This is a genomic window from Trichloromonas sp., assembly GCF_034006665.1.
GTDB lineage: Bacteria > Desulfobacterota > Desulfuromonadia > Desulfuromonadales > Trichloromonadaceae > Trichloromonas.
Map to the genome: position 1 here is coordinate 1 of NZ_JAVESI010000049.1, position 24,363 is coordinate 24,363.

Annotated in this window: 24 protein-coding genes and 1 riboswitch; of the genes, 12 read left to right on the forward strand and 12 right to left on the reverse strand. The window is 61.3% G+C overall.

Going from position 1 to position 24,363, the window contains the following annotated elements:
* Nucleotides 1–289: 289 nt before the first annotated feature.
* Complete coding sequence (locus RBR25_RS15015; protein ID WP_432820369.1) at nucleotides 290–1,606, reverse strand: ferredoxin reductase family protein; 1,317 nt, start codon at nucleotides 1,604–1,606, stop codon at nucleotides 290–292.
* 117 nt (nucleotides 1,607–1,723) lie between these two features.
* Nucleotides 1,724–2,824, reverse strand: a complete 1,101-nt coding sequence (locus RBR25_RS15020) for a ribonuclease Z (RefSeq protein WP_432820370.1) — start codon at nucleotides 2,822–2,824, stop codon at nucleotides 1,724–1,726.
* Between the two features lie 204 nt (nucleotides 2,825–3,028).
* Here RBR25_RS15020 and RBR25_RS15025 point away from each other — a divergent pair, with 204 nt between their 5' ends.
* The 4 genes from RBR25_RS15025 to nspC are packed head-to-tail and all read left to right on the forward strand — an operon-like array spanning nucleotide 3,029 to nucleotide 6,247.
* The gene (locus RBR25_RS15025; protein WP_432820371.1) at nucleotides 3,029–4,225 is read left to right on the forward strand and encodes a saccharopine dehydrogenase family protein; all 1,197 of its coding nucleotides are present in this window, start codon (nucleotides 3,029–3,031) and stop codon (nucleotides 4,223–4,225) included.
* 29 nt (nucleotides 4,226–4,254) lie between these two features.
* Nucleotides 4,255–4,668, forward strand: a complete 414-nt coding sequence (gene mntA, locus RBR25_RS15030) for a type VII toxin-antitoxin system MntA family adenylyltransferase antitoxin (protein WP_432820372.1) — start codon at nucleotides 4,255–4,257, stop codon at nucleotides 4,666–4,668.
* The gene (gene hepT, locus RBR25_RS15035) at nucleotides 4,668–5,096 is read left to right on the forward strand and encodes a type VII toxin-antitoxin system HepT family RNase toxin (RefSeq protein ID WP_432820373.1); all 429 of its coding nucleotides are present in this window, start codon (nucleotides 4,668–4,670) and stop codon (nucleotides 5,094–5,096) included. Before mntA ends, hepT begins: the two co-directional genes overlap by 1 nt.
* Nucleotides 5,093–6,247: a carboxynorspermidine decarboxylase gene (nspC, locus tag RBR25_RS15040; protein WP_432820374.1), complete on the forward strand. Its 1,155-nt coding sequence runs from the start codon at nucleotides 5,093–5,095 to the stop codon at nucleotides 6,245–6,247. The genes hepT and nspC overlap by 4 nt, the downstream gene beginning before the upstream one ends.
* 82 nt (nucleotides 6,248–6,329) lie before the next feature.
* Here the strand turns inward: nspC and RBR25_RS15045 are convergent, their stop codons facing one another.
* The 10 genes from RBR25_RS15045 to RBR25_RS15090 form a co-directional block, all read right to left on the reverse strand.
* On the reverse strand, nucleotides 6,330–6,527 hold the full coding sequence (locus RBR25_RS15045) for a hypothetical protein (protein ID WP_432820375.1): 198 nt from the start codon (nucleotides 6,525–6,527) through the stop codon (nucleotides 6,330–6,332).
* Between the two features lie 86 nt (nucleotides 6,528–6,613).
* A riboswitch (cyclic di-GMP riboswitch) is annotated at nucleotides 6,614–6,692 on the reverse strand.
* A 73-nt stretch (nucleotides 6,693–6,765) separates the two neighbouring features.
* Nucleotides 6,766–6,945, reverse strand: a complete 180-nt coding sequence (locus RBR25_RS15050) for a hypothetical protein (protein ID WP_432820376.1) — start codon at nucleotides 6,943–6,945, stop codon at nucleotides 6,766–6,768.
* A 2-nt stretch (nucleotides 6,946–6,947) separates the two neighbouring features.
* Entirely contained in the window at nucleotides 6,948–8,174 is a 1,227-nt protein-coding gene (gene nqrF, locus RBR25_RS15055; protein ID WP_432820377.1) for an NADH:ubiquinone reductase (Na(+)-transporting) subunit F, read from the reverse strand.
* 37 nt (nucleotides 8,175–8,211) lie between these two features.
* Entirely contained in the window at nucleotides 8,212–8,823 is a 612-nt protein-coding gene (gene nqrE / locus RBR25_RS15060; RefSeq protein ID WP_432820378.1) for an NADH:ubiquinone reductase (Na(+)-transporting) subunit E, read from the reverse strand.
* A 4-nt stretch (nucleotides 8,824–8,827) separates the two neighbouring features.
* Nucleotides 8,828–9,448, reverse strand: coding sequence for an NADH:ubiquinone reductase (Na(+)-transporting) subunit D (locus tag RBR25_RS15065; RefSeq protein ID WP_432820379.1), 621 nt, complete (start codon nucleotides 9,446–9,448; stop codon nucleotides 8,828–8,830).
* Nucleotides 9,441–10,217, reverse strand: a complete 777-nt coding sequence (locus tag RBR25_RS15070; RefSeq protein WP_432820380.1) for a Na(+)-translocating NADH-quinone reductase subunit C — start codon at nucleotides 10,215–10,217, stop codon at nucleotides 9,441–9,443. The genes RBR25_RS15065 and RBR25_RS15070 overlap by 8 nt, the downstream gene beginning before the upstream one ends.
* On the reverse strand, nucleotides 10,207–11,367 hold the full coding sequence (locus RBR25_RS15075) for an NADH:ubiquinone reductase (Na(+)-transporting) subunit B (RefSeq protein ID WP_432820381.1): 1,161 nt from the start codon (nucleotides 11,365–11,367) through the stop codon (nucleotides 10,207–10,209). The genes RBR25_RS15070 and RBR25_RS15075 overlap by 11 nt, the downstream gene beginning before the upstream one ends.
* Nucleotides 11,364–12,680, reverse strand: a complete 1,317-nt coding sequence (locus RBR25_RS15080; protein WP_432820382.1) for a Na(+)-translocating NADH-quinone reductase subunit A — start codon at nucleotides 12,678–12,680, stop codon at nucleotides 11,364–11,366. Before RBR25_RS15080 ends, RBR25_RS15075 begins: the two co-directional genes overlap by 4 nt.
* Before the next feature lie 19 nt (nucleotides 12,681–12,699).
* Nucleotides 12,700–13,152 carry a hypothetical protein gene (locus RBR25_RS15085; RefSeq protein WP_432820383.1) on the reverse strand — a complete coding sequence of 151 codons (453 nt, stop codon included), beginning with the start codon at nucleotides 13,150–13,152 and terminating at the stop codon, nucleotides 12,700–12,702.
* 98 nt (nucleotides 13,153–13,250) lie between these two features.
* On the reverse strand, nucleotides 13,251–13,655 hold the full coding sequence (locus RBR25_RS15090; RefSeq protein WP_432820384.1) for a DUF309 domain-containing protein: 405 nt from the start codon (nucleotides 13,653–13,655) through the stop codon (nucleotides 13,251–13,253).
* A 174-nt stretch (nucleotides 13,656–13,829) separates the two neighbouring features.
* Between RBR25_RS15090 and RBR25_RS15095 the strand changes: the two genes are divergently transcribed.
* The 8 genes from RBR25_RS15095 to RBR25_RS15130 all read left to right on the forward strand — a co-directional run bounded on the left by RBR25_RS15095 (nucleotide 13,830) and on the right by RBR25_RS15130 (nucleotide 24,175).
* Nucleotides 13,830–16,973, forward strand: coding sequence for an EAL domain-containing protein (locus tag RBR25_RS15095; protein ID WP_432820385.1), 3,144 nt, complete (start codon nucleotides 13,830–13,832; stop codon nucleotides 16,971–16,973).
* A 234-nt stretch (nucleotides 16,974–17,207) separates the two neighbouring features.
* Nucleotides 17,208–17,408 carry a cold-shock protein gene (locus RBR25_RS15100; RefSeq protein WP_432820392.1) on the forward strand — a complete coding sequence of 67 codons (201 nt, stop codon included), beginning with the start codon at nucleotides 17,208–17,210 and terminating at the stop codon, nucleotides 17,406–17,408.
* A gap of 474 nt (nucleotides 17,409–17,882) precedes the next feature.
* Nucleotides 17,883–19,634 carry a methyl-accepting chemotaxis protein gene (locus tag RBR25_RS15105; protein ID WP_432820386.1) on the forward strand — a complete coding sequence of 584 codons (1,752 nt, stop codon included), beginning with the start codon at nucleotides 17,883–17,885 and terminating at the stop codon, nucleotides 19,632–19,634.
* 105 nt (nucleotides 19,635–19,739) lie between these two features.
* Complete coding sequence (locus tag RBR25_RS15110) at nucleotides 19,740–20,711, forward strand: chemotaxis protein CheW (RefSeq protein ID WP_432820387.1); 972 nt, start codon at nucleotides 19,740–19,742, stop codon at nucleotides 20,709–20,711.
* A 29-nt stretch (nucleotides 20,712–20,740) separates the two neighbouring features.
* Nucleotides 20,741–20,980, forward strand: coding sequence for a YeeE/YedE thiosulfate transporter family protein (locus tag RBR25_RS15115; protein ID WP_432820388.1), 240 nt, complete (start codon nucleotides 20,741–20,743; stop codon nucleotides 20,978–20,980).
* Nucleotides 20,981–20,985: 5 nt separating this feature from the next.
* Nucleotides 20,986–21,831 (forward strand): YeeE/YedE thiosulfate transporter family protein, encoded by an 846-nt coding sequence (locus RBR25_RS15120; protein ID WP_432820389.1) that lies wholly within the window; start codon nucleotides 20,986–20,988, stop codon nucleotides 21,829–21,831.
* 11 nt (nucleotides 21,832–21,842) lie between these two features.
* Complete coding sequence (locus RBR25_RS15125) at nucleotides 21,843–22,103, forward strand: sulfurtransferase TusA family protein (RefSeq protein WP_432820390.1); 261 nt, start codon at nucleotides 21,843–21,845, stop codon at nucleotides 22,101–22,103.
* The gene (locus RBR25_RS15130) at nucleotides 22,100–24,175 is read left to right on the forward strand and encodes a PAS domain-containing sensor histidine kinase (protein ID WP_432820391.1); all 2,076 of its coding nucleotides are present in this window, start codon (nucleotides 22,100–22,102) and stop codon (nucleotides 24,173–24,175) included. The genes RBR25_RS15125 and RBR25_RS15130 overlap by 4 nt, the downstream gene beginning before the upstream one ends.
* The last annotated feature ends 188 nt before the right edge of the window (nucleotides 24,176–24,363 follow it).

Here is a 24,363-nt window from a genome sequence, read left to right on the forward strand (position 1 = left end):
AAGCGGGGTTGGTCTCCTTAATTGACCACCACCGTCGCTTTCAGAACGTCACGTGAACCGCCGTGTACGGAACCGTACGCACGGTGGTGTGGGAGGACGGCGGGGGCAACCCCGCCTCCTACCCGATCTTCGGTGATTGAGTCTCAAAAGGCAGCCGCGGGGAGCTGACCCTACAATCCGATTGTTGTCATCGATTCTGCACCAAGGCGAAAAGGACCGCCAAGAGAAGCAGGGACAGGGTACTTGCCAGGGCAAGAAGCTGGGCGAAGCGCAGGCGCATGGGAACTCCTCAGACCAGATCGAAAATTTCCGAATGGATGTGGGTGGGCGGTATCCCCTGTCGGGCCAGGGCTTGTTCCGCCACGGTGATCATCAGCGTGGGGCCGCAGATAAAACACTCCCGCTCGGCCCGGTCGGCGGGGAGGTCGCGGGCGAAGATCTCTTCGCGCAGCAGGCCCCGTTCCCCGGTCCAGTCGGTGGGAGGTTCGCTCAGGACATAGACGATGTTCAGGTCGAGGCGTTCGCGCAAAGCCTCCAGCTCTTCGCGGAAGGTCGTCCGCTCCCAGGTGTGGTAGGCGTAAAAAAGGAGCAGAGGGCGGCCGTCGTCGCGCTCGGCGAGGGTGCGCAGCATGCTCATGATCGGGGCGATGCCGACCCCGCCGGCGACAAAGATGTAGCCGGGCGCCCGGCTGATATCGATGCTGAAGGTGCCGTAAGGGCCGTCGAGCCAGGCTCTCTCTCCCACCTGGATTTCGCCGATGCGGCGGGTGAAATTCCCCAGTTCCTTGATGGTGAAGGCAATTTCCCTGGGAACGGCGGCGCTGGAGGAGATGGAGAATGGATGTTCGCGCATGGCGAAGGGGGAACTTCGCAAGGTCAGCCAGGCGAACTGTCCCGGCAGGAAACGAAAGCCGCCGTGCCCTTCAGGGCGCAGGACCAGAGTCCAGGCGCTGCCGCGCTCCTCGATGACCCGGATCACCCGCCAGGGGCGGCGCAGCAGCTGCAAAGGCTTGACCAGCCGGACACGGACGGCCACGGCCAGGCAGGAGAGGGCGATAGCCAGCCACAACCCGGTCTTCCAGGGGCCGGTGGTGTAATGGCCGACCTCGACGATGTGCGCCGTTCCGAACAGCAGCGCCGTCAGCGCCAGCAGCAGATGGGCGACGCGCCAGGCGTCGTAGTGAATGCACAACTGTTGGCGCCACAGGGAAGAGGTCATCAGCGCTGCCAGTGCCATCCAGGCAACGAGTCCTGTCCACAGATGCAGAGGCAATGTGCCGGCACGCATCACTCCGAGCAGCGCCGGTTCCTCGCGAAAAAGGAGCAGGGGATGGAGGGTGGCGAAGGCGAAGGCGCCGATGGCGGTGAGGCGGTGGAAATAGTAGACAAGATCGATGCCGAAAGGGGCGGTGGCCCGCTGAAAGCGGGCGGTGAGCAGGAACATGATCGCCATCATCGTGGTGGCGGCGAAACCCAGGGCCAATGAGAGATCGAACCAAAAGCCGCTGCCGGCGGGTTTTGGTCCGAGCAGCAGGACAAAGAGCGGTGCCTGGACGAGAAGCAGGTAAAGGGAAATCCAGAAAGTCGCGCGAAGATAGGGATGCATGAAATATTGGCCTGTTTGCAAGAGATGGTGACAATAAGCGTTGCCGTCAAGTATGCCCGAAAGGGGGTCGGGGGCAAGTTGCCGCTGGCCGATTCCGGCCTGGAAGAACGTCGGCGCTTAGCTCGTTTGTCGCGTAAGACGCCTCAGAACGCACGCCTCCTGGGCGTGCAAGGGGCGGGGAGCGAGGTGTTCGGGGAGGGTGAGGATCTCCGTTTCGGGGGGCGGCGCGAGTTCCGCATACAGTTCCGCACTGCGTCTCAGGTAGGTTTTAGATAGGTGCATGGGCAAAAAGGCGCGGGGACGCAGTTCGGCGAGAAGCCGGTTCCAGTCGGCGGTGCAGAGGTGGCGGGAGGTGCGGGCCCTGGACGCCTCGGCGCGGAGGAAGGCGCATTCACCGATGAGCAGGTCGACCCCGGTCATGAAACGCCGCACCTTTTCGAGGTTTTCCGGAGACCAGCCCCAGTCGGTGAGATAGCCGAGGCTCGGCGACTGGGGCACGGCGCGGATTTGTCCGTAGAAGGCCGCGGCGTCGGCAACAGTTTCCTCCCGAGGGCCTTCCGTTCCCATGCGCATGATCCGTAGCGGCGGTGCTTCGGGCCAATCCTCGAAAAAGCGTCGTTTGAGTTCTTCCATCCACACTCCCGGCAGTAGGCCCAGGGCCGTCAGGGTGGCTCCGTCCAGGGCGAAGATTTTTCGCTCCCAGACGCGAAAGGCCAGGACCGGAATGCCGTGATCGAGGATTTCCGCCGCTACCTCCAGGTGGTTGTGACGGTAGATGACCGCCTCCGTGCGGGGGGCCGCGCCCAGTTCGTGCCGGCGGAATCCTTCCGGCCCGGCAAAGCGGACGGAGAGAATCTGCTCCGGATGGACTTCATGCACCAGCAGCGTGCACCAGTAGGGCTCGGCCAGATTCCAGTCGTAGCCGGCGAGACGTCCCGCTACCCGCTCGGCCATGCCCGGCGGGCCGAACAGCTCTACGGTGCGAGGGTTGGCAATAACCTGGCGGAGAAAAGTGTCGAAGCCCATGAAGTGGTCCATGTGGGCGTGGCTGACGAAGATCGCTTGCACCGGCTTCATCTCCCGCTTGGCGACGTGATGGAGGGCCCCGCAGTCAAGGAGGATGCTTTTGTGGATGGGGCGGTCGCGGACCACCAAGCAGGGATCGTCGATCAGCCCGGCAAAGAAGGTTGGTTCGAGAAAGCGAAAGAGGCGGGTCATGGCGGTTTCTCCACGGACTTTTCTTCAAGCATAGCGCATTTGGGGGAATCGTCCCGGGTTCTCCCCCGTTCCCCTGCCGTTGGGGAAAAATCTGTTATTATTTGCCGGGAAACGATGTTACCATTCACATTTACTTTTTAATCCAGCCTGAATGAGGCGGCGTCTTGCCTGCTCAGGCCATCCCTTGACGAACGGAGAACAGCGATGAACAAGGTTCTGATTATCGGCGCCGGTGGGGTCGGCCAGGTCGTTACCCATAAATGCGCCCAGCGACGTGATATCTTCAGCGAAATCACCCTGGCTTCGCGCACCCAGGCCAAGTGTGATGCCATTGCCGCGCAGATCGCCACGCCCATCGCCACCGCCCAGGTTGACGCCGACAACGTGCCGGAACTGACGGCGCTGATCCGGAAGGTGCAGCCGAAACTGGTCATCAACGTGGCTCTGCCTTACCAGGATCTGCACATCATGGAGGCCTGCCTGGCGACCGGCGTCGACTATCTCGATACTGCCAACTACGAGCCGCTCGATACCGCCAAGTTCGAGTACTCCTGGCAGTGGGCCTATCAGGACAAATTCAAGCAGGCCGGGCTCATGGCCCTGCTCGGTTCCGGTTTCGATCCCGGCGTGACCAACGTCTACACCGCCCTGGCGGCGAAGAAGTATCTCGATGTGGTCGAAGAACTCGACATCATCGACGCCAACGCCGGCAGTCACGGCCAGCCCTTCGCCACCAACTTCAACCCGGAGATCAATATCCGCGAGGTGACCGCCGCCTGCCGCCACTGGGAGAACGGCCGGTTCGTGGAGACTCCGGCCCTCTCCACCAAGCGGGTTTTCGATTTTCCCGACGGCATCGGGCCGATGAACATCTACCGTCTCTACCACGAGGAGATGGAGTCCATCGTCAAGCACATCCCGACCATCAAGAAGGCCCAGTTCTGGATGACCTTCTCGGATAATTACCTGAAGCATCTCGAAGTGTTGCAGAACGTCGGTATGACCCGCATCGACGAGGTCGAGTTTCAGGGGCAGAAGATCGTGCCGATCCAGTTCCTGAAGGCGCTCCTCCCAGATCCCGGCAGTCTCGGGCCGCTGACCAAGGGCAAGACCTGCATCGGCATTATCGCCCGGGGGCTGAAGGACGGCAAGCGTAAGCAGGTCTACCTCTACAACATCTGCGACCACGAGGCCTGCTACCGCGAGGTGAAATCCCAGGCGATCAGCTACACCACCGGCGTGCCGGCAGTGGTCGGCGCCATCATGATGCTCACCGGCCAGTGGCATGCGCCGGGGGTCTGGAACATGGAACAGTTCGATCCCGAGCCGTTCCTCGAAGTACTCGACCCCATGGGCCTGCCGACGGTGGTGGTCGACGGCGGCGACTGGCCGGAGCTGTAACCAACTAACTTTCGAGGATATTCGTGAGGATGAAAGGCAGGCTGCCGAGCGACATTTTCTTCCGTGTCGAAAAGCTGGGCTCCGCATTCGAGGGGGATGACCGGATCGTTTTTGCCTATCTCTTCGGAAGCTTGGCGAAAGGGGCGCCGAAACCCCTTGCCGACGTGGATATTGCCGCTTATCTCGCTTCGGGGTCGACGGGGGCGGAGGTCAGGGCCGAGTTGTCCGGTTTGGTGGCGGATGTTCTCGGGACGGATGCCTTCGATCTGGTGGTGCTGAATAGCGCGCCATTGAGTCTCGTCGGAAGAATTCTCGGCGCCCGGCGCATCATCGCGGACAAACAGCCCTATCTCCGTCACGCCTTCGAGTCGCGTATGCTGCGGGAATTTTTTGATTTCAGCCGCAGGGAGCAGGAAATTCTCTTCAGGAGATTTGCGTATTGATGGATGTGGCACTTATCCTGCGCAAACTGGCATCTCTGGACGATTACCAGAAGCAGGTTTCTGAGTTCTCCTCGGTGCCGGTGGAGGATTATCAAAGCGACTGGAAGGTTCAGCGTATCGTTGAGCGAACCCTGCAGATGATGATCGAGCTCTGCGCCGATATCGCCGGTCATGTCATTTCCGACGGGGCGCTGCGGACCCCGGAAACCTATGCCGACACCTTTCGTGTTCTGGGTGAGAACGGCATTCTGACGGCGGAACAGACCGCCGTGATGGAGAAAATGGCCAAATTCAGGAATGTCGTTGTGCATCAGGATGAAGCCGTCGATGCGGAGATCGTCGTGCTCATCCTGCGGCGGCATCTTGACGATTTTCAGCTTTTTTCCGATGCCATCGCACGGCATCTCGGCGTAAAGGCAAAGCGATGATCGGTGTCGATATCGAAAAAATCCTGCAATTCGCTCCCTCTCCCGCCTATGTAGTCGACCTAGGACGGTTGCGGCATAATCTCGCCATTCTCGACGAGGTGCAGAAGCGCAGCGGGGCGAAGATCCTCATGGCGCTCAAGGCCTTTGCCATGTGGAGCGTCTTTCCCCTCATTCGCGAAACCCTGCACGGGGTCTGTGCCTCTTCCCCCTGGGAGGCTCGCCTCGGGCGCGAGGAATTCGGCCGTGAGGTGCACAGCTTCGCCGCCGCCTTCAAGGAGTCGGACGTGGTGGAGTTGCTCTTCATCTCCAACCACCTGGTCTTCAACTCTTTCAACCAGCTGGAGCGTTTTCGGCCGCTCTGGGAAAAGGAACGGGGGCGGGTTTCCATCGGCCTGCGGGTCAATCCCGAGCATTCTGAAGGGCATACCCCCCTCTACGATCCCTGCGCCCCCAAATCCCGTCTCGGCATCCCCCGGCGGGAGTTTGACGGGCGCTCCCTAGAAGGGGTTGAAGGGCTGCATTTCCACACCCTCTGCGAACAGTTGTTCGAGCCGTTGGCGCGGACAGCGAAAGCCTTCGAGGAGAAGTTTGGCGCTTTTCTGCCGGGGATGAAGTGGCTGAACCTCGGCGGCGGCCATCACATCACCCGCGAAGGGTACGATATCGACGGCCTGGTCGAGCTGATCAAATACTTCAAGGGGAAGTACGGCCTGGAGGTCTACCTGGAGCCGGGGGAAGCTATCGCCATCGGCACCGGCGTGCTCGTCTCCGAGGTGCTGGATGTGGTGGAAAACGAGATGAAGATCGCCATTCTCGATGTCTCCGCCACCTGCCACATGCCCGACGTGCTGGAAATGCCCTACCGCCCCGGCATCACCGGTGGTTTTGATCCCGGAGCCAAACCGCATATCTACCGTTTGGCCGGGCCGTCGTGCCTGGCCGGGGACGTGATCGGCGACTGGTCCTTCGAACAGCCGCTCAAGCCCGGCGACCGCCTGGCCTTCGAGGACATGGCCCATTACACCATGGTCAAGACCACCACCTTCAACGGCATCCAGCATCCGGCCATCTGCACCTATGAGCCGACCAGCGGCGAGCTGCGGGTCATCCGCCGCTTCGGCTACGAGGATTTCCGGGCACGGTTGTCCTGATCGATATCACTCTTTCTTTGGCACAAAAAAGCCCCCGCAGCCAGATGGACGCGGGGGCTTTTTTGTGCCAGGGGCGAGAACCTCAGGCTTTGACGTTGATGAGTTTCCCCTTGCCGGTCATTTCGGCCAAGCTGGAATCTTGAATTTTCGCCGGGGATTGGGCCTGCTCGATGCCCTGCATGGATTTCTGCATGACTTCGAGAGCGACCTTCGGTTGTTCGTTGGCCTTTTTCAGGATGGAAAGTCCAGCCGTTGCGTTTGCTGCGCCATTGACGTTCATTATGACCTCCTTCAAGTGCGCGGGCCATTCCATGAAAAAACCCGCCTGCGGATCGACACAGGCGGGTGGAGTGGTGGCCCGTTCGATTCGATAACCCAGCCATCCGAAGGATTCGGATCCGTGGTTTTGCGTCGCCGGGTTGCCCCGGGTTTGCCCTTTCGTCGATGAATCAACTATATGGGAGGATGCGGGGCGCTGTCAACCGCTGATTCCCGCCGCCCGCGAACTTTGCGGAGATTCAGGAAGGGCGCGGGGCGTCCGGGCAGCGCGCCGGACCTTCTCCGGCTGAGGCGCAGCTGCAACTCCTCTTGCCGCCGCCGCAGGTGCGTCGCGGTTCGCGCCGACCGAGCAGAAGCCCGGCAGAGAGACCGGCGAAGCTGAGTAAAAAGATGATCAGGCTGAGGAAAAAAATCTTCATGGCTACATGCCGAAATCGTCGTAGAGGATGTTTTCCCTCTCCACGCCGAGGTTTTCCAGCATATCCCGGGTGGAAAGGAGGAACATGGGCGGGCCGCACAGGTAGTATTCGCACTCCTCCGGCGCCGGGTGAGTCTTGAGGTAGTGCTCGTAAAGGACGTTGTGGATGAAGCCGGTGGGGCCGTCCCACTGATCCTCGGGCAAGGGTTCGGAGAGGGCCACGTGCCAGCTGAAATTGCCGTGCTCGGCCGCGAGCTTTTCGAATTCCTCGGCGTAGAAAAGCTCCAGCCGGCTGCGGGCGCCGTACCAGAAGGAAATTTTCCGCGTGCTCTTCAGCCGCAGCAGCTGATCGAAGATGTGCGAGCGCAAGGGCGCCATGCCGGCGCCGCCGCCGATGAAGACCATCTCCTTGTCCGTCTCCTTGGCGAAGAAATCACCGTAGGGGCCGGAGATGGTGACCTGATCCCCCGGCTTGAGGTTGAAGATGTAGGAGGACATCTGACCGGGCGGCACCTCGGAATGGCGCGGCGGCGGGCTGGCGATGCGCACGTTGAGCATGATGATCCCTTTTTCTTCGGGATAGTTGGCCATGGAGTAGGCGCGCTGGATCGGTTCCTTGACCCTGGAACGGTACTGCCAGAGCTCGAAGCGGTCCCACTCGGGGCGGAAGCGCTCATCGATGTCGAAGTTCCGGTACGCGACTTCGTGGGGCGGCGCCTCGATCTGGATATAGCCGCCGGCGCGGAAATTCACGTCCTCGCCGGGGGGGAGTTCCAGCACCAGCTCCTTGATGAAGGAAGCGACGTTGCGGTTGGAGCGCACCGTGCACGACCACTTGCGAATAGCGAAGATCTCCGCGGGCAGGAGCAGGTGCAGATCCTGTTTGACCGGAACCTGGCAAGCGAGGCGCGTCCCTTCCCGGGCGTCACGGCGGTTGATGTGGCTGGTTTCGGTGGGGAGGATGGCGCCGCCGCCGGCGAGTACCTTGACCCGGCACTGGCCGCAGGTGCCGCCGCCGCCGCAGGCCGAGGGGATGAAGATGCCCTGGGCGCCGAGGGTGGTGAGCAGCTTCCCTCCCGGCTTGACCTTGAGGGATTTGTCCGGATCGTCGTTGATGGTCAGCGTGACCTGGCCATGGGGGGCGAGGAAGGCCCGCGCCACCAGGATCAGGGCGACCAGCAGCAGGATGATGCCGGTGAAGAGGGACACCCCGAGAATGATTTCGGTCATAACGCCATTGCCTTGCTGCCGGTGGGCGCCGTGCGCCTCACAGTTTAATGCCGGAAAAGGCCATGAAGGCCAGGGACATGAGTCCGGCGACGATGAAGGTGATCCCCAGCCCCCGCAGTCCGGCGGGAACCCGGCTGTATTTGAGCTTCTCGCGGATGCCGGCCAGGCCGATGATGGCCAGCGCCCAGCCGCTGCCGCTGCCGAAGCCGAAGACCAGGCTTTCGCCGAAGTCGTAGTTGCGCTCGACCATGAAGAGCGAGCCGCCGAGAATCATGCAGTTGACGGTAATCAGCGGCAGAAAGATGCCGAGGGCGGCATAGAGCCGGGGCATGTGTTTGTCGAGGAAAAGTTCAAGAATCTGCACGATGGCGGCGATGACGCCGATGTAGCAGATCAGGCCGAGGAAGGTCAGGTCGACTCCTTCCAGTCCGGCCCAGGCGAGCCCTCCCTCGCGCAGCAGGTAGCGGTGGATGAGACTGTTGACCGGCACCGTGATGGTCTGCACGGCGACGACTGCCAAGCCAAGTCCGGCGGCCGTTTCCACCTTCTTCGAGACGGCGAGGAAGGTGCACATGCCGAGGAAGAAGGAAAGCGCCATGTTCTCGATAAAGACGGCGCGGATGAAGATGTCGAGGTAGTTTTCGAACATGGTCTTAATCCTTTTCCATCTGTTCCGGTTTCCAGGTGCGCAGCGCCCAGATCAGCAAGCCGATGATGAAAAAGGCGCTCGGCGGCAGCAGCATCAGCCCGTTAGGAACGTACCAACCGCCGCTCTGGGTGGTTTTGAGTACGGTCAGGCCGAACCAGGTGCCGGCGCCGAAGATCTCCCGCAGGCTGGCGACGACGAGCAGCACCAGGCTGTAGCCGAGGCCGTTGCCGAGGCCGTCGAGAAAGCTGGCGCCGGGCGCATGTTTCATGGCGAATGCTTCGGCGCGGCCGAGAACGATGCAGTTGGTGATGATCAGGCCGACGAAGACCGAGAGTTTGCGGCTGAGATCAGGGGCAAAGGCCTGAATCGCCTGGTCGACGATGATGACCAGCGAGGCGATGATGGTCATCTGCACGATGATGCGGATGCTGTCGGGAATCTGCCGGCGGATCAGGCTGATGATCGTGCTCGACAGGGCAACCACGCAGGTCACCGCCAGAGACATGACCAGGGCCGTCTCCATCCTTCCGGTGACCGCCAAGGCCGAGCAGATGCCGAGAATCTGCAGAGCGATGGGGTTATTGTCGAAGAGGGGGCGAAAAAGGGTTTCCTTGAGTTTAGCCATGGGTGCCTCCTTCTTCGGCCAGTCGGCGCAGGTAGGGACCGAAACCGTCCTCGCCGAGCCAGTAGCGCAACAGGTTGGTCACCCCGCGCGAGGTGATGGTGGCGCCGGAGAGTCCGTCGATGCGGTGGCGGGCCAGAGGGTCCGACGCCTCGACCTTGCCCTTGAGAACTTCGATGATCGGTCGGCCCTGGGCGTCACGCACCTCTTTGCCGGGCCACTGGGCCAGCCAGGCGGGATTGTCGATCTCGCCGCCGAGGCCGGGGGTTTCACCGTGTTCGTGGAAGGCGAAGCCCTGGACCGTGGTCAGGTCGGGGGCCAGGGACAGGTAGCCGTAGAGGGTCGACCAGAGCCCCTTGCCGTGCACCGGCAGGATCACCTGGCTCAGGCTTTCCCCATCGCGGATGAGATAGACCGGCGACTGGCGCGCCCGGGTCTTAATCTCGGCCAGATCGAGTTCGGCGGGGATGGGATAGTTGCGCTTGGGGTCGGCGGCGGCGCGCCGGGGATTGAAGCTCCAGGGATCGACATCCTCCCGGTAACGGCCGTCGGCCAGTTCCACCAGTTTTACCTCCACCCGGGCATCCCAGACGGCTTCCGGATCGTCGTCGAGCAGGCCGGCGACGGTGAGCACCTGGCGGTAGGTGATGAGGCGGGCGTCCCTTTCCTTAATGGTACGCAGGCCCACGGCCGCCGCCGAGACCAGGAGCGAACAGACGAAACAGACGAGAAAGGCGACCAGCAGGGTGCGGCCGACGGAATCATTGGCCATGACGGGACTTCCTTTGCCGGATATGGAAAAGCAGCACGAAGCGGTCGATCACCGGCGCGAAGACGTTGCCGAAGAGGATGGCGAGCATCGTTCCTTCGGGAAAGAGGGGATTGAAGACCCGCACCAGAATGATCATGGCACCGATCAGCAGGCCGTACCACCACTGGCCGACCCGGGTGAGGGCCGCGGAGACCGGGTCGGTGGCCATGAAGATCAGACCGAAGGCAAGGCTGCCGAGAACCAGATGCCAGTGGCAGGGGAGGGTCAGCATGGGGTTACCGTTCCCCCCCAGGGCATGGAGCAGACTCGCCAGGGCGAAGGCGCCAAGCAGTCCGGCGAGCATGATCCGCCAGCTGGCCACGCCTGCGGCCAGCAGGATCACGGCGCCGAGCAGGCAGGCCGCTGTCGAGGTCTCTCCCGGCGCGCCGGGGATGGCGCCCCAGAAGGCCTGGCTCCAGCTCAGGGCGGCGCCGAGTTCGGTCAGGCCGCCGGAGGCGGCCAGGGCCAGAGGGGTGGCGCTGGTTACGCCGTCGATGGGGATATAGGCGCTGTCGGCGGCGAAACCGGCGGGATAGGCGAAAAAAAGAAAGGCATAGGCGGTCAGGGCCGGATTGATGAAATTGCGACCGGTGCCGCCGAAAACCTCCTTGCCGAGCACCGTCCCGAAGGAGACGCCGAGGATGATCTGCCACCAAGGGAGCGCCGGCGGCAGGATCAGGGCCAGTAGGGTCACGCTCACCAGCCAGGCGGCATTCAGCGCCTGGCGCCGGGCCCGGGAGAAAAGGGCCTCCCAGAAGAGGGCGGTGAGGGCACACAGAAGCAGGGTCGGCAGCAGATAGAGGGCGCCGAGGAGCAGGTTGGCGGTCAGGGATGAGGGATCGTGGCTCAGCCCCAGGCCTTGGAAGATCGCCTCGCGCCAGTCGAAGAGGGCCTCGAGCCCTTCGCCCGCCATGGCCAGATGCATCTGCCGACCGAGGTTCCACAGGGCCGTCATGAAGCAGGGGAGAAGGGCCAGCAGCACGGAGCCTATGATTCGGCTCAGATTGACGTGATCGCGGACCAGCGGTGCGTCGGTGGTTTCCTTCTCCTCATCCCAGCCGAGCAGGATGCGTAGAGCCGAGGTTGTCTCTTTTGGGTCGGTGGTCTTCATCCTTCTTTCTCGATCTCCTCCAGGACGGCGCGGAGCATGGGGCCAAAATCATTCTTGCCTGGGCAGACGAAGGAGCAGAGGGCCAGATCCTCTTCCTCCAGTTCCAGACAACCCAGGGCTCGCGCCTCCTCAACATCGCCGCAGGCGAGGGCGCGCAGCAGGTAGGGAAGCATCAGATCGAAGGGCATCACCCGTTCGTAGCGGCCATCGGGAAAGATGGCCTGGGCCGTGCCGTGGCCTTGGCTGTCGAGGTTGTAGGTCTTTTTCTGGGGGAGCCAGGCCCGCAGCGGATTGAGCAAAGAGAGGCGCGGCCGGGAACCGCTGCTTCGCGGCAGGGCGCAGACTTGCAGATGGAAGCGGCCGAGAAAGGCGAGCGGACCTTCCGCCGGGCGGCCGTGCAGTACCGAACCGGCGATGACGCGCTGGTCGGCGGCGACATTTTCGTTCCGCAGCAGATCGGCGCAGGAGGCTCCCAGACGGGTGCGGACCAGGCGCGGGCGGGTAATCCCCGGTCCGGTCAGGGCGATGACCCGGACGGGGTTGAGACGGCCGCTGGTGAAGAGGCACCCGATGGCGAGCAGATCCTGATAACCCAGGTGCCAGACCACCCGGCCGGAAGTGATGGGAACCAGCCGGTGGATGTGGGTTCCCGGCAGTCCGGCCGGATGAGGGCCGTTGAACTGCACCCGTTCGATGCCGTGCGGCACGGCCGGCTCCGGGCCCGGGCCGAGGCAAAGGTAAAGGGGGCCGTCGGTCAGGTGACGCAACACCCGCAGACCGTTGCGGAAATCGTCCGGGCGTTCGGCGATGATGAGGCGGGGATCGGCGGCCAGGGGTTGGGTGTCGATAGCGGTGACGAAGAGGGCGTCGGGCACCTGGTCGGGCAGGGGCGTCTTGCCGAAGGGGCGCGTTCGCAGGGCGGTCCAGAGTCCCGAGGCGAGGAGGTTTTCGACCACCTGCGCATGACCGAGCCGGTCGAGTTCCGCGTCGGGATAGGCGACGAAATCTTCCTCCTCCTCCCCTCCCAGTTCGATCTCCACCGCCAGCAGCGCGCGCTTGTCGCCGCGATGGATGGCCGTCACCCGTCCGGCGCCCGGGGCGGTATGGCGGATGCGCTCATCACGGCGATCGCAAAAGAGGGGCTGGCCGAGGCGCACCCGATCCCCTTCGGCGACGGCCAGGGAGGGGCGCAGCCCGGGGTGGTCAGGGCCGAGCAGAGCGACGCGGCGAATCGCCGGGCCATCGCAAATGCGCTGTTCCGGAGCACCGGCCAAGGGGAGGTCGAATCCTTGTTTCAGGCGGATGTGTCTCACCGGTTTTGTCCCTTGTCTTTTACAGGTCGAGCAGGCTCAGGGCGCCGCGCATCAGCTTCTGCTTTTCCTTCATCTCTTGACCCAGAAGGTTGATGAAAATCTCACGGGCCTCGATGGAAGGAGATTGCTCGATCATCTCCTGATAGAACTCCAGCAGCTTTCCGTCGAGGCGGAAGGCGAGATCGAGGGCTTCGTCGAAGTCTCGCGGCGGATTCTGGCGAGCCTCGGCGAGGGGGAGCAGGATGTCCGTGTCATGACTGTACTTGAACCAGCCCTTCAGGATCTGGGGAGGGAGATCGCCAATAAGATTGCACAGGTTGTCGGCCAGTTTTACCTCATGACGGCTCAGATAGTCGAGGAGCATGACGACGCGCGCTTTGGTCTGTCCCGCGAGTTCACCATAGAGGTGTGCCGCCAGCCGGTGAAACTCTTCCACATGCACAAGCGCATCCCGGGTCTGCTCGAATCGCATGGTCAACTCCCGTCGCTCATATCCCATCAAAGGTCGAAAATCGCTCTCATTATACCGGGCCGCCGATGCTTGTCCACCCATCCGGCTGCAAAAGGGCGCTACGACCTTTCTCTGGTCGTGACATCGGTCAGGTGAAGGTGCGGGGTCCGCTCTTTGGGGAAGGGCGGCGCTTCGGATGGGGTGTCAAGAAGTTCGAGCAACGCGACCACGGCGGCGCGCAGACCGGCCAGATCCAGGCCTAGGGCCGTCGGGAGAAAGGGATACAGCAGTTCGTTACCGCGAGCCAGCAGCAGACGTGCCCCGGGATGGTTGCCTCGCTGCCAATGGAGCAGGCCGATGCCGATCTGCAACACCCCCTGATAGACGGCGCGGATCGGCCCCGGCTCATCCTGCCAGAGCACTTCCAGGGTTTCGTGGCAACGGAAATAGGCGCCTTCGTTGAATTGGCGGACGGCTGCCAGCAGGGTGGGCGAGGGTGTGGTGGGGATGGCTGAGACGGTCATGGCGGTTATCCTGAGGAGATTGACGTCTTTGTAAAGCATAACCGATTTATGGCGGACCTTTAGCGCCGGATGGAGATTTCCTCCCGCAGGAGAAAAACGAACGATTCTTGCATACGTAACCGGAGGGATAAGTTTTATGCATAAAAACGTCAAAAGGATGACAGAGTTTCTTTCATGATTCGTCGCTTTCTGCTTTTTCTGCTTCTGTTTCTTTGTCTCGGGCCGGAACCTGCCGCGGCCGCGCGCAGCGTTCGCGTCGGGATCTTCGACAATCTGTCGATGGCGGCCTGGGATCGCGAGGCCCGGCAGGCGCGGGGAATCTTTCCCGAACTGCTGGAGGAGATCGCCCGGCGCGAGGATTGGCGCCTGGAGTATCGGCCCGGAAGCTTTTCCGATTGTTTCGCCTGGCTCAGGGAGGGGACGGTCGATCTGATCACCGGCGTCGGTTACAGCGAGGAGCGGAACGGGCTCTACGACTTTTCACAGGAAACGGTTCTTGCCAACTGGGGGCAACTGCTGGTTCGGCCGGGAGCCCAAATCGCATCGGTTTTCGATCTGAAAGGGAAGACCGTGGCGATGGTGCCGAGCAGCATCTTCGCCACCGGCCCCACCGGTTTACGGGAACTGGTGAAGCGTCTGGATATCGCAGTGAATTTTCTTGAAGTCGCCGACATGACCGAAATTCTGCCGGCGGTGCTTGACGGTCGCGCCGATGCCGCCCTGGCCAACCGCTTTTTTCTTGATCACTATGCCGGTGACTATCAACTCAGGAAAAGTCCGGTTCTGATCAGCCCTATCGAGCTGCGTTTCGTCTTTTCCCTGGCGGCTGATGACTCCCTGCGCGTCGCCGTCGACCGCCACCTGGCGGATCTGAAAGCCGCACCCGACTCCCTCTATCATCAGAGCTTGGCTCGCTGGATTCGTGAGGAAGCTGCGACGGCTCTGCCCGCCTGGCTGCCGCCCACGGCGGTCGGCGCGGTCGGGATGCTGGTTCTGCTCGCGGGGTTGGCATTGGCAACCCGTTTTCAGGTGCGGCGCAAGACCCTGGAGTTGGTTCGGCGCGGTGAGGAACTGCATCGTGAAATCGCCGAGCGCCAACGGGCCGAACTCGCGGCCCGCGACCATCTGTCCCGCTATCGCGGTATTTTCGAGGGGGTTGCCATTTCCATCTGGGATGAGGATCTGCGCGGCGTCCGGCGAGCGCTGACGGCGCTGCGCGCCGACGGTATTTCCGATCTGCGGGCTTTTCTTGCCGAACATCCGGAGAAAATTGCCGAACTGGCGGCGGAAATCCGGGTCAACGACGTCAACGCGGCGAGCCTGAAAATTTTTCGCGCGGCCGAAAAAGAGGCGCTGATTGCCGGCCTTTCGCGAACCTGGGTGGCGGAATCCCTGCCGGTATTGGCCGAAGCGCTTTGTGCCGTCTGGGAAGGGGCCGAAAGCTTCAGCGCCGAGGTTCCCATGCGCGGTCTCGACGGCACTCGGCTCGCGACCTTCATCTCTTTGCCCATCCCCCGGGAGGACGAGGCCTGGAGCCAGGTGCCGGTGAGCATTATCGACATCACCGATTACCAAGAGACCCGCAAGACCCTTGCACAACTCGAACGGCGGCACCGGACCCTGGTAGAACATTCGCCCGTGGGCATCTTCTACGCCGATGGCAGGGGGCAATGTTCCTATATCAACCGGCGCGGCCTCGACATGCTCGGCATGTGCCGGGAGTCGGCCCTGGGGGACGGCTGGCTCGCTGCCGTTCACTGCGAGGATCGGGGAAGGGTCGAGGGAGCCTGGCGAAAGGCGTACGCGGCCCGTTTCCCCTTCAAGGAAGATTTTCGTTTTGATCGCGGCAACGGTTCCCTGGCCTGGGTCATGGGCGAGGCGGTGCCGGAGCGGAACGAAGCGGGGGAGGCGATCGGCTATATCGGCACCCTCTCCGAAATCACCGACCGCATCACTATCGAGGAGAGCCTACGGCGCAACGAGGAACATCTGCAGTACCTCGCCCATCACGATCAGGTTACCGGCCTGCCCAACCGGGTCCTCTTCCAGAGCCACCTGCGCCGGGCGATTGCCGAAACCCACCGGTCCGGGTTGATGGCGGCCATTCTCTTTCTCGATCTCGACCGTTTCAAGACGATCAACGATTCCCTGGGGCATGAAATCGGCGACCAGGTGCTGCGCGAGGTTTCCGCCCGGCTCACCGCCTGCCTGCGCAAGTCCGACCTGGTCGCCCGCTTCGGCGGCGACGAATTCGTCGTTCTTCTCGAAAATTTGCGCGAACTCAAGGATATCGCCCATATCGCCGAGAAAATCCTCCATTCCCTGGCGCCGCCCATCGCCATTCCCCCCCATGTTCTGTATGTTACCACCAGCATCGGTATCGCCCTCGTTCCGGCTGACGGCGAGGACGTCGCCAGTCTGCTCAAGGCCGCCGATGTCGCCATGTACCGGGCCAAGGAACAGGGGCGCAACAACTTCCAATTCTACACCCCGGATATGAACTTCCGCGCCGGCGAGTTGCTGATCCTGGAGACGGAACTGCGCAAGGCGATCGATGACGAGCAGCTGGTTCTCTATTACCAGCCCCAGGTGCACATGGCCAGCGGCGCACTGGTCGGTATGGAGGCCCTAGTGCGCTGGCGGCATCCCGAACAGGGGATGGTGCCGCCCGGCGATTTTATCCCCCTGGCCGAGGATTCGGGGCTGATCCTCCCCATCGGCGTTTGGGTGTTGCGCAACGCCTGCGCCCAGAATCGCGCCTGGCAGGCGATGGGGCTGCCGCCCATTCGCGTCTCCGTCAATATCTCGGCCCGGCAGTTCCGGCAGATCGAACTGGTGCGCACGGTCCGGGAGATCCTTGATGAAACCGGCCTCGATCCCGCCTGGCTGGAACTGGAGATCACCGAGAGTTCCATCATGTACGATATCGAAGCGGTCATCGAAATTCTTCAGCAGCTCAATACCATGGGGGTGCGGCTGGCCATCGACGACTTCGGCACCGGTTACTCCTCTCTGAGCTATCTCAAGCGGTTGCCCGTTTCGACTTTGAAGATCGACCAGTCCTTCGTGCGCGACATTATCACCGATCACAACGACGCCGCCATCGCCACGTCGGTTATCGCCCTGGCTCGCAGCATGGGTCTGGAGGTCATCGCCGAAGGGGTTGAAGCCCCGGAGCAGATCGCCTTTCTTCAGGCGAAAGGCTGCTATCGCGGTCAGGGATATTACTTCAGCCGGCCTCTCACGGTCGACGATTTTACCGCCTGGTATCGCCGGACCGAGGTCCGGACAGAGGGGGATTCGGCAGAGGAGGGATAAAGAAAATCTTTTTTTCGGGAATTGCCGAAAAAAAGTTGCGCTTTGTTTGAGGGCCGTGCTAGGGTTCGCGCACTTAGGAAAGTTCGTGCAGGTTTTTGGCCCGCCGCAACGACGAGGTGTCGTTTCGGAATAAAACACGCAGACCCTTCTTGGGCTGCGTTTTTTGCTTTTAGGGGCAAATGGCCGCGCGACATGTACGTTCCCCGAGGGGGAACGACAAGGATGGAGAAAATCATGGCTGAAGGTACGGTAAAGTGGTTCAACGACGCGAAGGGTTTCGGTTTCATCGAGCAGGATAATGGTCCGGACGTTTTCGTGCATTTCTCCGCGATTCAGAGCGACGGCTTCAAGTCCCTCGCCGAAGGCGATCGCGTGAGCTTCGAAGTCACTCAGGGCCAGAAAGGGCCCCAGTCCAATAACGTGCGGCGCATCTGATCATCGGTTCGCCCCGCCCTGCACAAAAAACCCCCCGCGAAATTTCGCGGGGGGTTTTTTGTGCAGGGCGCTCAACTCCCTTCATCTGGGGTAACCCGGTTGTGATTTCCCTTTCCCCGCTCTTTTCCTCCTCACCTCATCCAGAGACGACGACCATTTCGCATCGGTCAAAAAACAGGTTTGTTCTGTCGTAAAACCGACCTTCCACATACTTTTTGTCGATTCGTTGACAGGGTTTTTTCGCAGATAAACACCGTTATTTTGCCCGCGTCAGAGACGCGGGTAAATTCCTCGTCTGCCGAGATAAATATCCCATTTAAAGGGCGGAGCTGTTCTGGCCCTGTTGCCAGCGGTGCTTGCAGTGCCCGGGGCCAAGAGGGACTAAGTCTCCTCTGTTAGATTTGGCACATGATTTGCTTAATATGCGTCAACGCTGTCGTTTTGTTTATGCCACTCCAAACGGGGAGAAATCACATGTTACTGAACACACAAAGCATCCAGATCAAGGTCGGCGGTTTTCTTTCGCTGGTGCTTTTGGCGGTCTTCATCGTCAGCACCTTGGTCAGCACCCTACGCGCTAATCACCTGCTTGAGGCCAGCGGCGAAGAAACTCTTACGGCCTTGCGCGAAGGCGCCCAGAATCAGGCGCACAGCGTCTTTGCCAGCCTCGAGGCGGGGACGACCGGCTCCCTGGAGCGGGGCGAGATGGATGTTTTCGATGAACTGATCGCCGACCTGGGTCAGGTTCCGGGCGTTCTTGAGGTCGGCCTGACCGATCCCCAGGGGACGGTTCACTATTCCAGTGTGGCCGCCGCCAAGGGCAGCCGTACCGACTTGGCGAGCCTGGCGGGAAGTTCGTCCGAGGTCGTCGAAAAAGAGGAGGGCAATGCTCTTTTGTTGCTGCTCCCGGAGATCATCGAACCGAAATGTGTCGAATGTCATGAGGGTTCACCCGTTGGCAGTGTCGCCGGCGTTCTTTACCTGCGTTTCGCCTTGGATAAGTTGCGCCAGGGAGAAGCGCGGGTCGCCGCCTCCCTCGCTGATGCCCGCCGGGACAGCCTCATGACTGGCGGCGTGACCGGCCTTGGCGGGTTGCTGATCGCCACCTTCGGGGTCATCGTGCTGCTCGGCCGGATGGTGCGCAAACCCTTGGCGCAAGTGGTCGATCTGATGGCGGAGCTGAGCCAAGGGCATCTGGACCGGCGGCTGAATCTCCAGCAAAAGGACGAAATCGGCCGGATTGCTGGGGCGATCGATGACTTCTCCGAGATCCTCGAGAAGGAAATTGTCGGAAATTTGACAAAGCTGGCGGCGGGAGATTTGACTTTTGAGGTCCATCCCCATGATTCGCGGGATGTCATTCGTCATGCGCTGAAAAAGATGGGAGAGGATCTGAACGAACTGATGGCTCGGATACAGATTCTGGGAAACCAGATCAACTCGGGAAGCGTCCAGGTTTCCGATGCCAGCCAGTCTCTCTCCCAGGGGGCCACCGAATCGGCCGCTTCGCTGGAGGAAATCACCAGCACCATGCATGAAATGGGTTCCCAGACCAGACGTAACGCCGAAAACTCCGGCCAAGCCAGCAAATTGGCGGAACAGGCTCGTCAATCGGCGGAAGGTGGGAATACCCACATGCTGGAGATGATCGATGCCATGGCCGAAATCAACGCTTCGAGCCAGAATATTTCCAAGATCATCAAGACCATCGATGAGATTGCATTCCAGACCAACCTTCTCGCTCTGAACGCGGCGGTGGAAGCGGCCCGCGCCGGACAGCATGGCAAGGGCTTCGCGGTTGTCGCCGAAGAGGTGCGTAACCTGGCGGCGCGCAGCGCCAAGGCCGCTCGAGAGACTGCGGAACTGATCGAGGGGTCGGTGGCGAAGGTTTCCTCCGGTTCGCAGATTGCCGACAAGACCGCCGAGGCATTGAGCGAAATCGTCAGCGGTATCGGTAAGGTCACCGATCTGGTGGCCGAGATCGCCGCTTCTTCCAACGAGCAGGCGCAAGGTATTTCGGAAATCAATATCGGGCTCGGACAGATCGACCAGGTCACCCAGCAGAATACCGCCAACGCCGAGGAGAGTGCCGCCGCTGCCGAGGAACTGGCCTCCCATGCCGCGAACATGCAGGAGATGCTGCGGCGCTTCAAGCTCAAGGGCGATGCGGGGAGATCCGGTTCCGGCAGGCGGTCTCCGTCCCTGGCCATCGGGTATGACAACTAGGCGATACAGGCAGAGCGGGTTTTCGTTTCGGGGAGGGGTAATCATGCCCCTCCCGTTTATTCCGGGCTGAATGTCATTTACGGGCGTTTGTAGAGGAGTCGCGCAATGAGTACGGTAGCGGAAAAGCAGGGGATTCTTCTGGAAAGCGGAACCAACGAAATCGAACTCATCGAATTCTATCTCGGCTCCCAATCCTTCGGCATCAACGTCCACAAATTGCGGGAGATCATCCCCTACGACGAGGCCAAGACCACCATTCTTCCGGAAAGTCAGCCGTCGGTGGTCGGCACTTTTTTGGTGCGTGGCAACACCATTCCCCTTATTGATCTCAACATCCACCTGCGACGCGATGCCAGCGGGGCGGAACCGACCGCAGGACGTCGGGTGGTGCTGGTCTGCGAGTTCAACCGCTGTGTCAACGGTTTTCTGGTCGATGGCGTCAACCAGATCCACCGCATTTCCTGGAAGAATATTCAGCCGCTCTCCACTTTTATCGGCCGCTACAAGCCGCGCTTCACCGGCAGCTTCGCCATTGACGGCCGCGAGATTCTCATTGTCGATCTCGAACATATTGTCGCCGAACTCGACCCCGAGGCGGGGCTTTCCTACCATGCCCCGGAGACGGTGCCCGTATCGGCGCCCACAGGTCTCAGTCTGGAAGAGCGGCGCGGTCAGTGTCGTCTGTTTATGGCCGAGGATTCAACGATCATCCGTGACAGCATTCTGCGCATTCTCCACGCTTCGGGCTATACGCAGGTTTGCGCTTTTGTCGACGGCGAGGCGTGTTATGATGAGATCCTGGCGCGCAAGAAAAATTTGAAGAAAGGTGTCGCCGATCAGGAGCAGCTCTTCGACCTGCTGATTTCCGACATCGAGATGCCCAAGCTGGACGGTCTGACCCTTTGCCGCCGGATCAAGGAAGACCCCCTGCTTAGCCACATTCCCGTAATCATGTTCTCCTCGCTCATCACTGAACAGATGGTGACCCATTGCCAGCAGGTTGGCGCCGACGGCTACATCAGCAAGCCGCAGATTTCCGAACTGGTGGCAATGGTCGACGACTTTCTGCTGAAATAGCGGCGCATTCGAGGGGCCGGAATCGTGTCATGATCTGGTTGTTGGCTTTTGCACTTTTTGCGGTCGGCACCCTGGCTGGATGTGTCATGCACCGTTCCGACTTCTGTCTGGCCAGCGCCTTTCGCGATCTCTTTCTCTTCCGCCAGGGGCGGATGTTGCGCATTTTGCTGCTTCTGGCGGTAGCCGCCATGCCCCTTTACGAAGCCGGCCGCCTGCTCGGCCCGTTCCCTTCCCCCTCTTCGGGCCGCCTTCCCTGGTCAACCCCTTAGGCGGCATGCTCTTCGGTTTCGGCATGGTGCTGGTCGGCGGCTGCGTGGTCGGCACCCTCTATAAAATGGCCGTGGGCCGGTTGCCGAGTCTGGTTGCTTTCGCCGGACTGCTTGCGGGGAGCGCCCTCTACGCCGAGATCCACCCTTGGTGGACGGATCTGGCGCGGCGGGGCCACCTTGCTTCTACCGTTACCCTGCCACAGATACTCGGCCTTCCCCTCCTGCCGCTGCTCGCGCCCCTTGTCGTCGTTGCCGGTTTCTGGCTGCTTCGCTGGGCGCGGCAGGGGCTGCTCCATCAGGAAAGCTACGCCGAGGGCCATCTGCAACCCTGGAAAGCCGCGCTTCTGCTGGCTTTGCTCAGTTTCGCCTCGACCCTGGTTATCGGCATGCCCATGGGCGTGACGACCGCCTATGCCAAGCTTGCCGGGATGCTGGAGAACCTCATCGTTCCCGGGCATGTGGCTAATCTGGCCTTTTTCGCTGCGGAGCCTCTGAACTTTATCCATCCCCTCTGGGGTCTTCCCCTGAAGGGCGGCCCCGGTCCCCACCTGGACGGTATCGCCCTCGCTCAGTTTCCGTTGATTGCCGGAATTCTCTGCGGAGCGGCCCTTTCCGCCCTGCGCTTGGGGGAGTGGCGGTTTTACGCCCGCGTGCCGATAAAGCAGTGTCTGTGGGCTTTTGTTGGTGGTACTCTGATGGGGTTTGCGGCACGCATGGCACCAGCCTGCAACGTCTGGCATCTCATGGGTGGCCTGCCCATCCTTGCCGGGCAGAGTCTGCTTTTTGTCGCCGGACTTTTTCCTGGCGCCTGGCTGGGGAGTGTGGTGTTGCGGCGATATGTCATTTGCTGACGGGAGGGCCAATGACGGCAACGCCCATGGACGAACTGGAACTTGACATCCGTGGACAGGTCTGCCCATCGACTTTGCTGACGACTCTCAAGGAAGTCAACGGCAATTTCGACCGGCTCAAGGCCGGTATCTTGCGTATGGTCATCAAGACCGACGCCCGCGACGCCACCGGCACCATCCCGCCGATGGTGAAAAGCATGGGGTTTGCGGTCAGCGTTCTTAAGGAACAAGGGTATTACCAGATCGTGATTGCTAAAGAGCGGCAAGTATGAACGATATTCAAGCAACTGCGGGGCTGGGGACCGAGGAAGAAATCGCCCGGTTGCGGGAGGAAAATGCCTGCTTGCGTGACTGGCAGACGCGGAGCATTCGCTATATCCGCGACAAGGTCGATCAGCTGCTGGGAGTGGTGGGAACCTGTGCTCTGCGCCCCGAGGAGTTGGATGACGAGATGCTTCTGAGTCTCGATCCCATCGGGATCGTCAGCCTCACCTTTGAGCGGATTCTCGAGACCCTGCGCGAGACCAATCAGAAACTGGCCATGGCGCGGGATGAGATCGACGCCATTTTCCAGGCGGCGGGTAACGGTCTCATGGTTCTCGACAGCCAGGGGCGGGTGCTCTCCTACAACGCTAAACTGCGCGAACTTTTTTTGTCGCAAGGCGTTGAAATAGTCGGCCGCTTTTGCGCCGGTCTGATCTGTACGACCGAGGTTCGCAACGAAGCCTGTGTGTTTGATCGCGTGATGCGCTCCGCAGCGGCGGCTGGTTGTCGCAACTGGAAGTTGGGCGGGCGCTATTTCGATGTGGTCGGCTCTCCGATCAAAAACCAGCAGGGCGCGATCGAGCAGGTGGTGCTGGTCTATAACGACATCACCGAACGGATCCGCAGCGAACAGGCTCTGGCCGACGCCAAGGCCCGCCTGGCGACGATCTTCGAGGCGGTTCCGGCCGGTATCGTCCTGATCGATGCCAAAAGCCACCGTATTGTCGACGCCAACCAACATGCCTTGCAGATGCTTGAACTCCCCCGGGAGAAGGTTTTCGGCTCCGAATGCTTCAACCACATTTGCACCAAGGACCACTCCGGCTGCCCGATTACCGATGGCGGCAAGAGCATTGATACCACCGAATGCACCCTAGAGCAGGCCGGCGGCAGTTCCGTGCTGATTCTCAAGACCGTGGTGCCGGTCATGCTTGGCGACCGTCGTTATCTCCTCGAAAGCTTTCTCGACATCACTGACCGCAAGCAGGCCGAGGAGGCCATGCGCCGAGCTCTGGCCGAGGCCGAGGATGCCCGGGGAAAGATGGACGGCATCCTCCAGTCGGTGGCCGATCCGCTGATCGTTACCGATTCTGAGCAACGGATCGTTCTCATGAACCGAGCCGCCGAAGAGCTTCTGGGGATCTGCCTCTACAACTCTCAAGGGCTGGCTCTCGACCAGGCCCTTTCCGATTCCCGGCTGCTGGAAGCGTTGCGGGGGGATCTGACGGAAGAATCCCGGGTCGACGTGGCACTCCCCGCGGCGGGGGGAGGCGAGTTGATCTACCAGGGTAGTACATCTCCCCTGCTTTCTGCCGACGGGTTCCTTTCCGGGATGATTACCGTGCTGCGCAATATGACCCAAGAACGGGAAATCGAACGGATGAAGTCGGAGTTCGTCTCCACCGCCGCCCACGAGCTGCAAACCCCCTTGGCGGCGATCATCGGTTTTTCCGAGCTGCTGCTCAATCAGCGCGCCGATCTTACTCCCGAACTGGAGCGGCAAAGCCTTGGCTACATCTACGACAAGGCAGATCTGCTTTCGAAGATCGTCGACGACCTGCTCGACATCAGTCGTATCGAGTCGGGGCGTCCGCTGGAGCTTTTCGTCACCGAGTGCGCCCTCAATTCCCTGGTTGAGCAGGTGGCCAGACCCTACCAGAACCGGTCCGGACCCCATCTGTTCAAGCTGCACCTGCCCGACAAGGTATGCCGGGTGCGGGTCGACCGGCGCAAGCTGGAGCAGATTCTCGACAACTTGCTGAGCAATGCCTACAAATATTCCCCGCAGGGGGGATTGATCCGCATGACCGTCCAGTGTTCGAACGAGCTGCTCAAGGTTGCGGTGGAGGATCAGGGGATCGGCATGACCTCGGAACAGAGAATCCGCATCTTCGACAAGTTCTATCGGGGGGATGCCTCGAATACTTCGATCGGCGGCACCGGCCTGGGGATGAGCATTACCAAGCACTTCGTCGAGGCGCACGGCGGCAGGATCTGGGTGGAAAGCGAACCGGGGATGGGCACCAAGGTCAGTTTCGAGGTGCCCATGCAACCGAAGCGGGAAACGGCGTACGACTAGCGAGGGGGATGAGCGGGGCGGGTACACAAAAAGAAGGGATCGGCGTGCGGCCGATCCCTCTATTGGTGCGCCAGGCATGGCGCGTGGTGCGTAAGCACCAGATGATTGATCGTGGTGGTCAATCGTTGACTTGGAGGTGAAAGTCCTCTACGGACCCTGATGACGGGAACCGTTAGCTGAACGGCAAG

Bases quoted from the DNA above. Each gene is read 5' to 3' on its own strand.
- RBR25_RS15120 (WP_432820389.1), top strand. From the start codon at position 20,986: ATGCTCTTCGGTTTCGGCATGGTGCTGGTCGGCGGCTGCGTGGTCGGC.
- RBR25_RS15110 (WP_432820387.1), top strand. From the start codon at position 19,740: ATGAGTACGGTAGCGGAAAAGCAGGGGATTCTTCTGGAAAGCGGAACC.
- RBR25_RS15015 (WP_432820369.1), bottom strand. From the start codon at position 1,606: ATGCATCCCTATCTTCGCGCGACTTTCTGGATTTCCCTTTACCTGCTT.
- RBR25_RS15050 (WP_432820376.1), bottom strand. From the start codon at position 6,945: ATGAAGATTTTTTTCCTCAGCCTGATCATCTTTTTACTCAGCTTCGCC.
- RBR25_RS15065 (WP_432820379.1), bottom strand. From the start codon at position 9,448: ATGGCTAAACTCAAGGAAACCCTTTTTCGCCCCCTCTTCGACAATAAC.
- RBR25_RS15090 (WP_432820384.1), bottom strand. From the start codon at position 13,655: ATGACCGTCTCAGCCATCCCCACCACACCCTCGCCCACCCTGCTGGCA.
- RBR25_RS15095 (WP_432820385.1), top strand. From the start codon at position 13,830: ATGATTCGTCGCTTTCTGCTTTTTCTGCTTCTGTTTCTTTGTCTCGGG.
- RBR25_RS15105 (WP_432820386.1), top strand. From the start codon at position 17,883: ATGTTACTGAACACACAAAGCATCCAGATCAAGGTCGGCGGTTTTCTT.
- mntA (WP_432820372.1), top strand. From the start codon at position 4,255: ATGAAAGGCAGGCTGCCGAGCGACATTTTCTTCCGTGTCGAAAAGCTG.
- RBR25_RS15130 (WP_432820391.1), top strand. From the start codon at position 22,100: ATGAACGATATTCAAGCAACTGCGGGGCTGGGGACCGAGGAAGAAATC.
- RBR25_RS15025 (WP_432820371.1), top strand. From the start codon at position 3,029: ATGAACAAGGTTCTGATTATCGGCGCCGGTGGGGTCGGCCAGGTCGTT.
- RBR25_RS15020 (WP_432820370.1), bottom strand. From the start codon at position 2,824: ATGACCCGCCTCTTTCGCTTTCTCGAACCAACCTTCTTTGCCGGGCTG.
- nqrF (WP_432820377.1), bottom strand. From the start codon at position 8,174: ATGACCGAAATCATTCTCGGGGTGTCCCTCTTCACCGGCATCATCCTG.
- RBR25_RS15100 (WP_432820392.1), top strand. From the start codon at position 17,208: ATGGCTGAAGGTACGGTAAAGTGGTTCAACGACGCGAAGGGTTTCGGT.
- RBR25_RS15115 (WP_432820388.1), top strand. From the start codon at position 20,741: ATGATCTGGTTGTTGGCTTTTGCACTTTTTGCGGTCGGCACCCTGGCT.
- RBR25_RS15045 (WP_432820375.1), bottom strand. From the start codon at position 6,527: ATGAACGTCAATGGCGCAGCAAACGCAACGGCTGGACTTTCCATCCTG.
- nspC (WP_432820374.1), top strand. From the start codon at position 5,093: ATGATCGGTGTCGATATCGAAAAAATCCTGCAATTCGCTCCCTCTCCC.
- RBR25_RS15085 (WP_432820383.1), bottom strand. From the start codon at position 13,152: ATGCGATTCGAGCAGACCCGGGATGCGCTTGTGCATGTGGAAGAGTTT.
- nqrE (WP_432820378.1), bottom strand. From the start codon at position 8,823: ATGTTCGAAAACTACCTCGACATCTTCATCCGCGCCGTCTTTATCGAG.
- RBR25_RS15070 (WP_432820380.1), bottom strand. From the start codon at position 10,217: ATGGCCAATGATTCCGTCGGCCGCACCCTGCTGGTCGCCTTTCTCGTC.
- RBR25_RS15075 (WP_432820381.1), bottom strand. From the start codon at position 11,367: ATGAAGACCACCGACCCAAAAGAGACAACCTCGGCTCTACGCATCCTG.
- hepT (WP_432820373.1), top strand. From the start codon at position 4,668: ATGGATGTGGCACTTATCCTGCGCAAACTGGCATCTCTGGACGATTAC.
- RBR25_RS15125 (WP_432820390.1), top strand. From the start codon at position 21,843: ATGACGGCAACGCCCATGGACGAACTGGAACTTGACATCCGTGGACAG.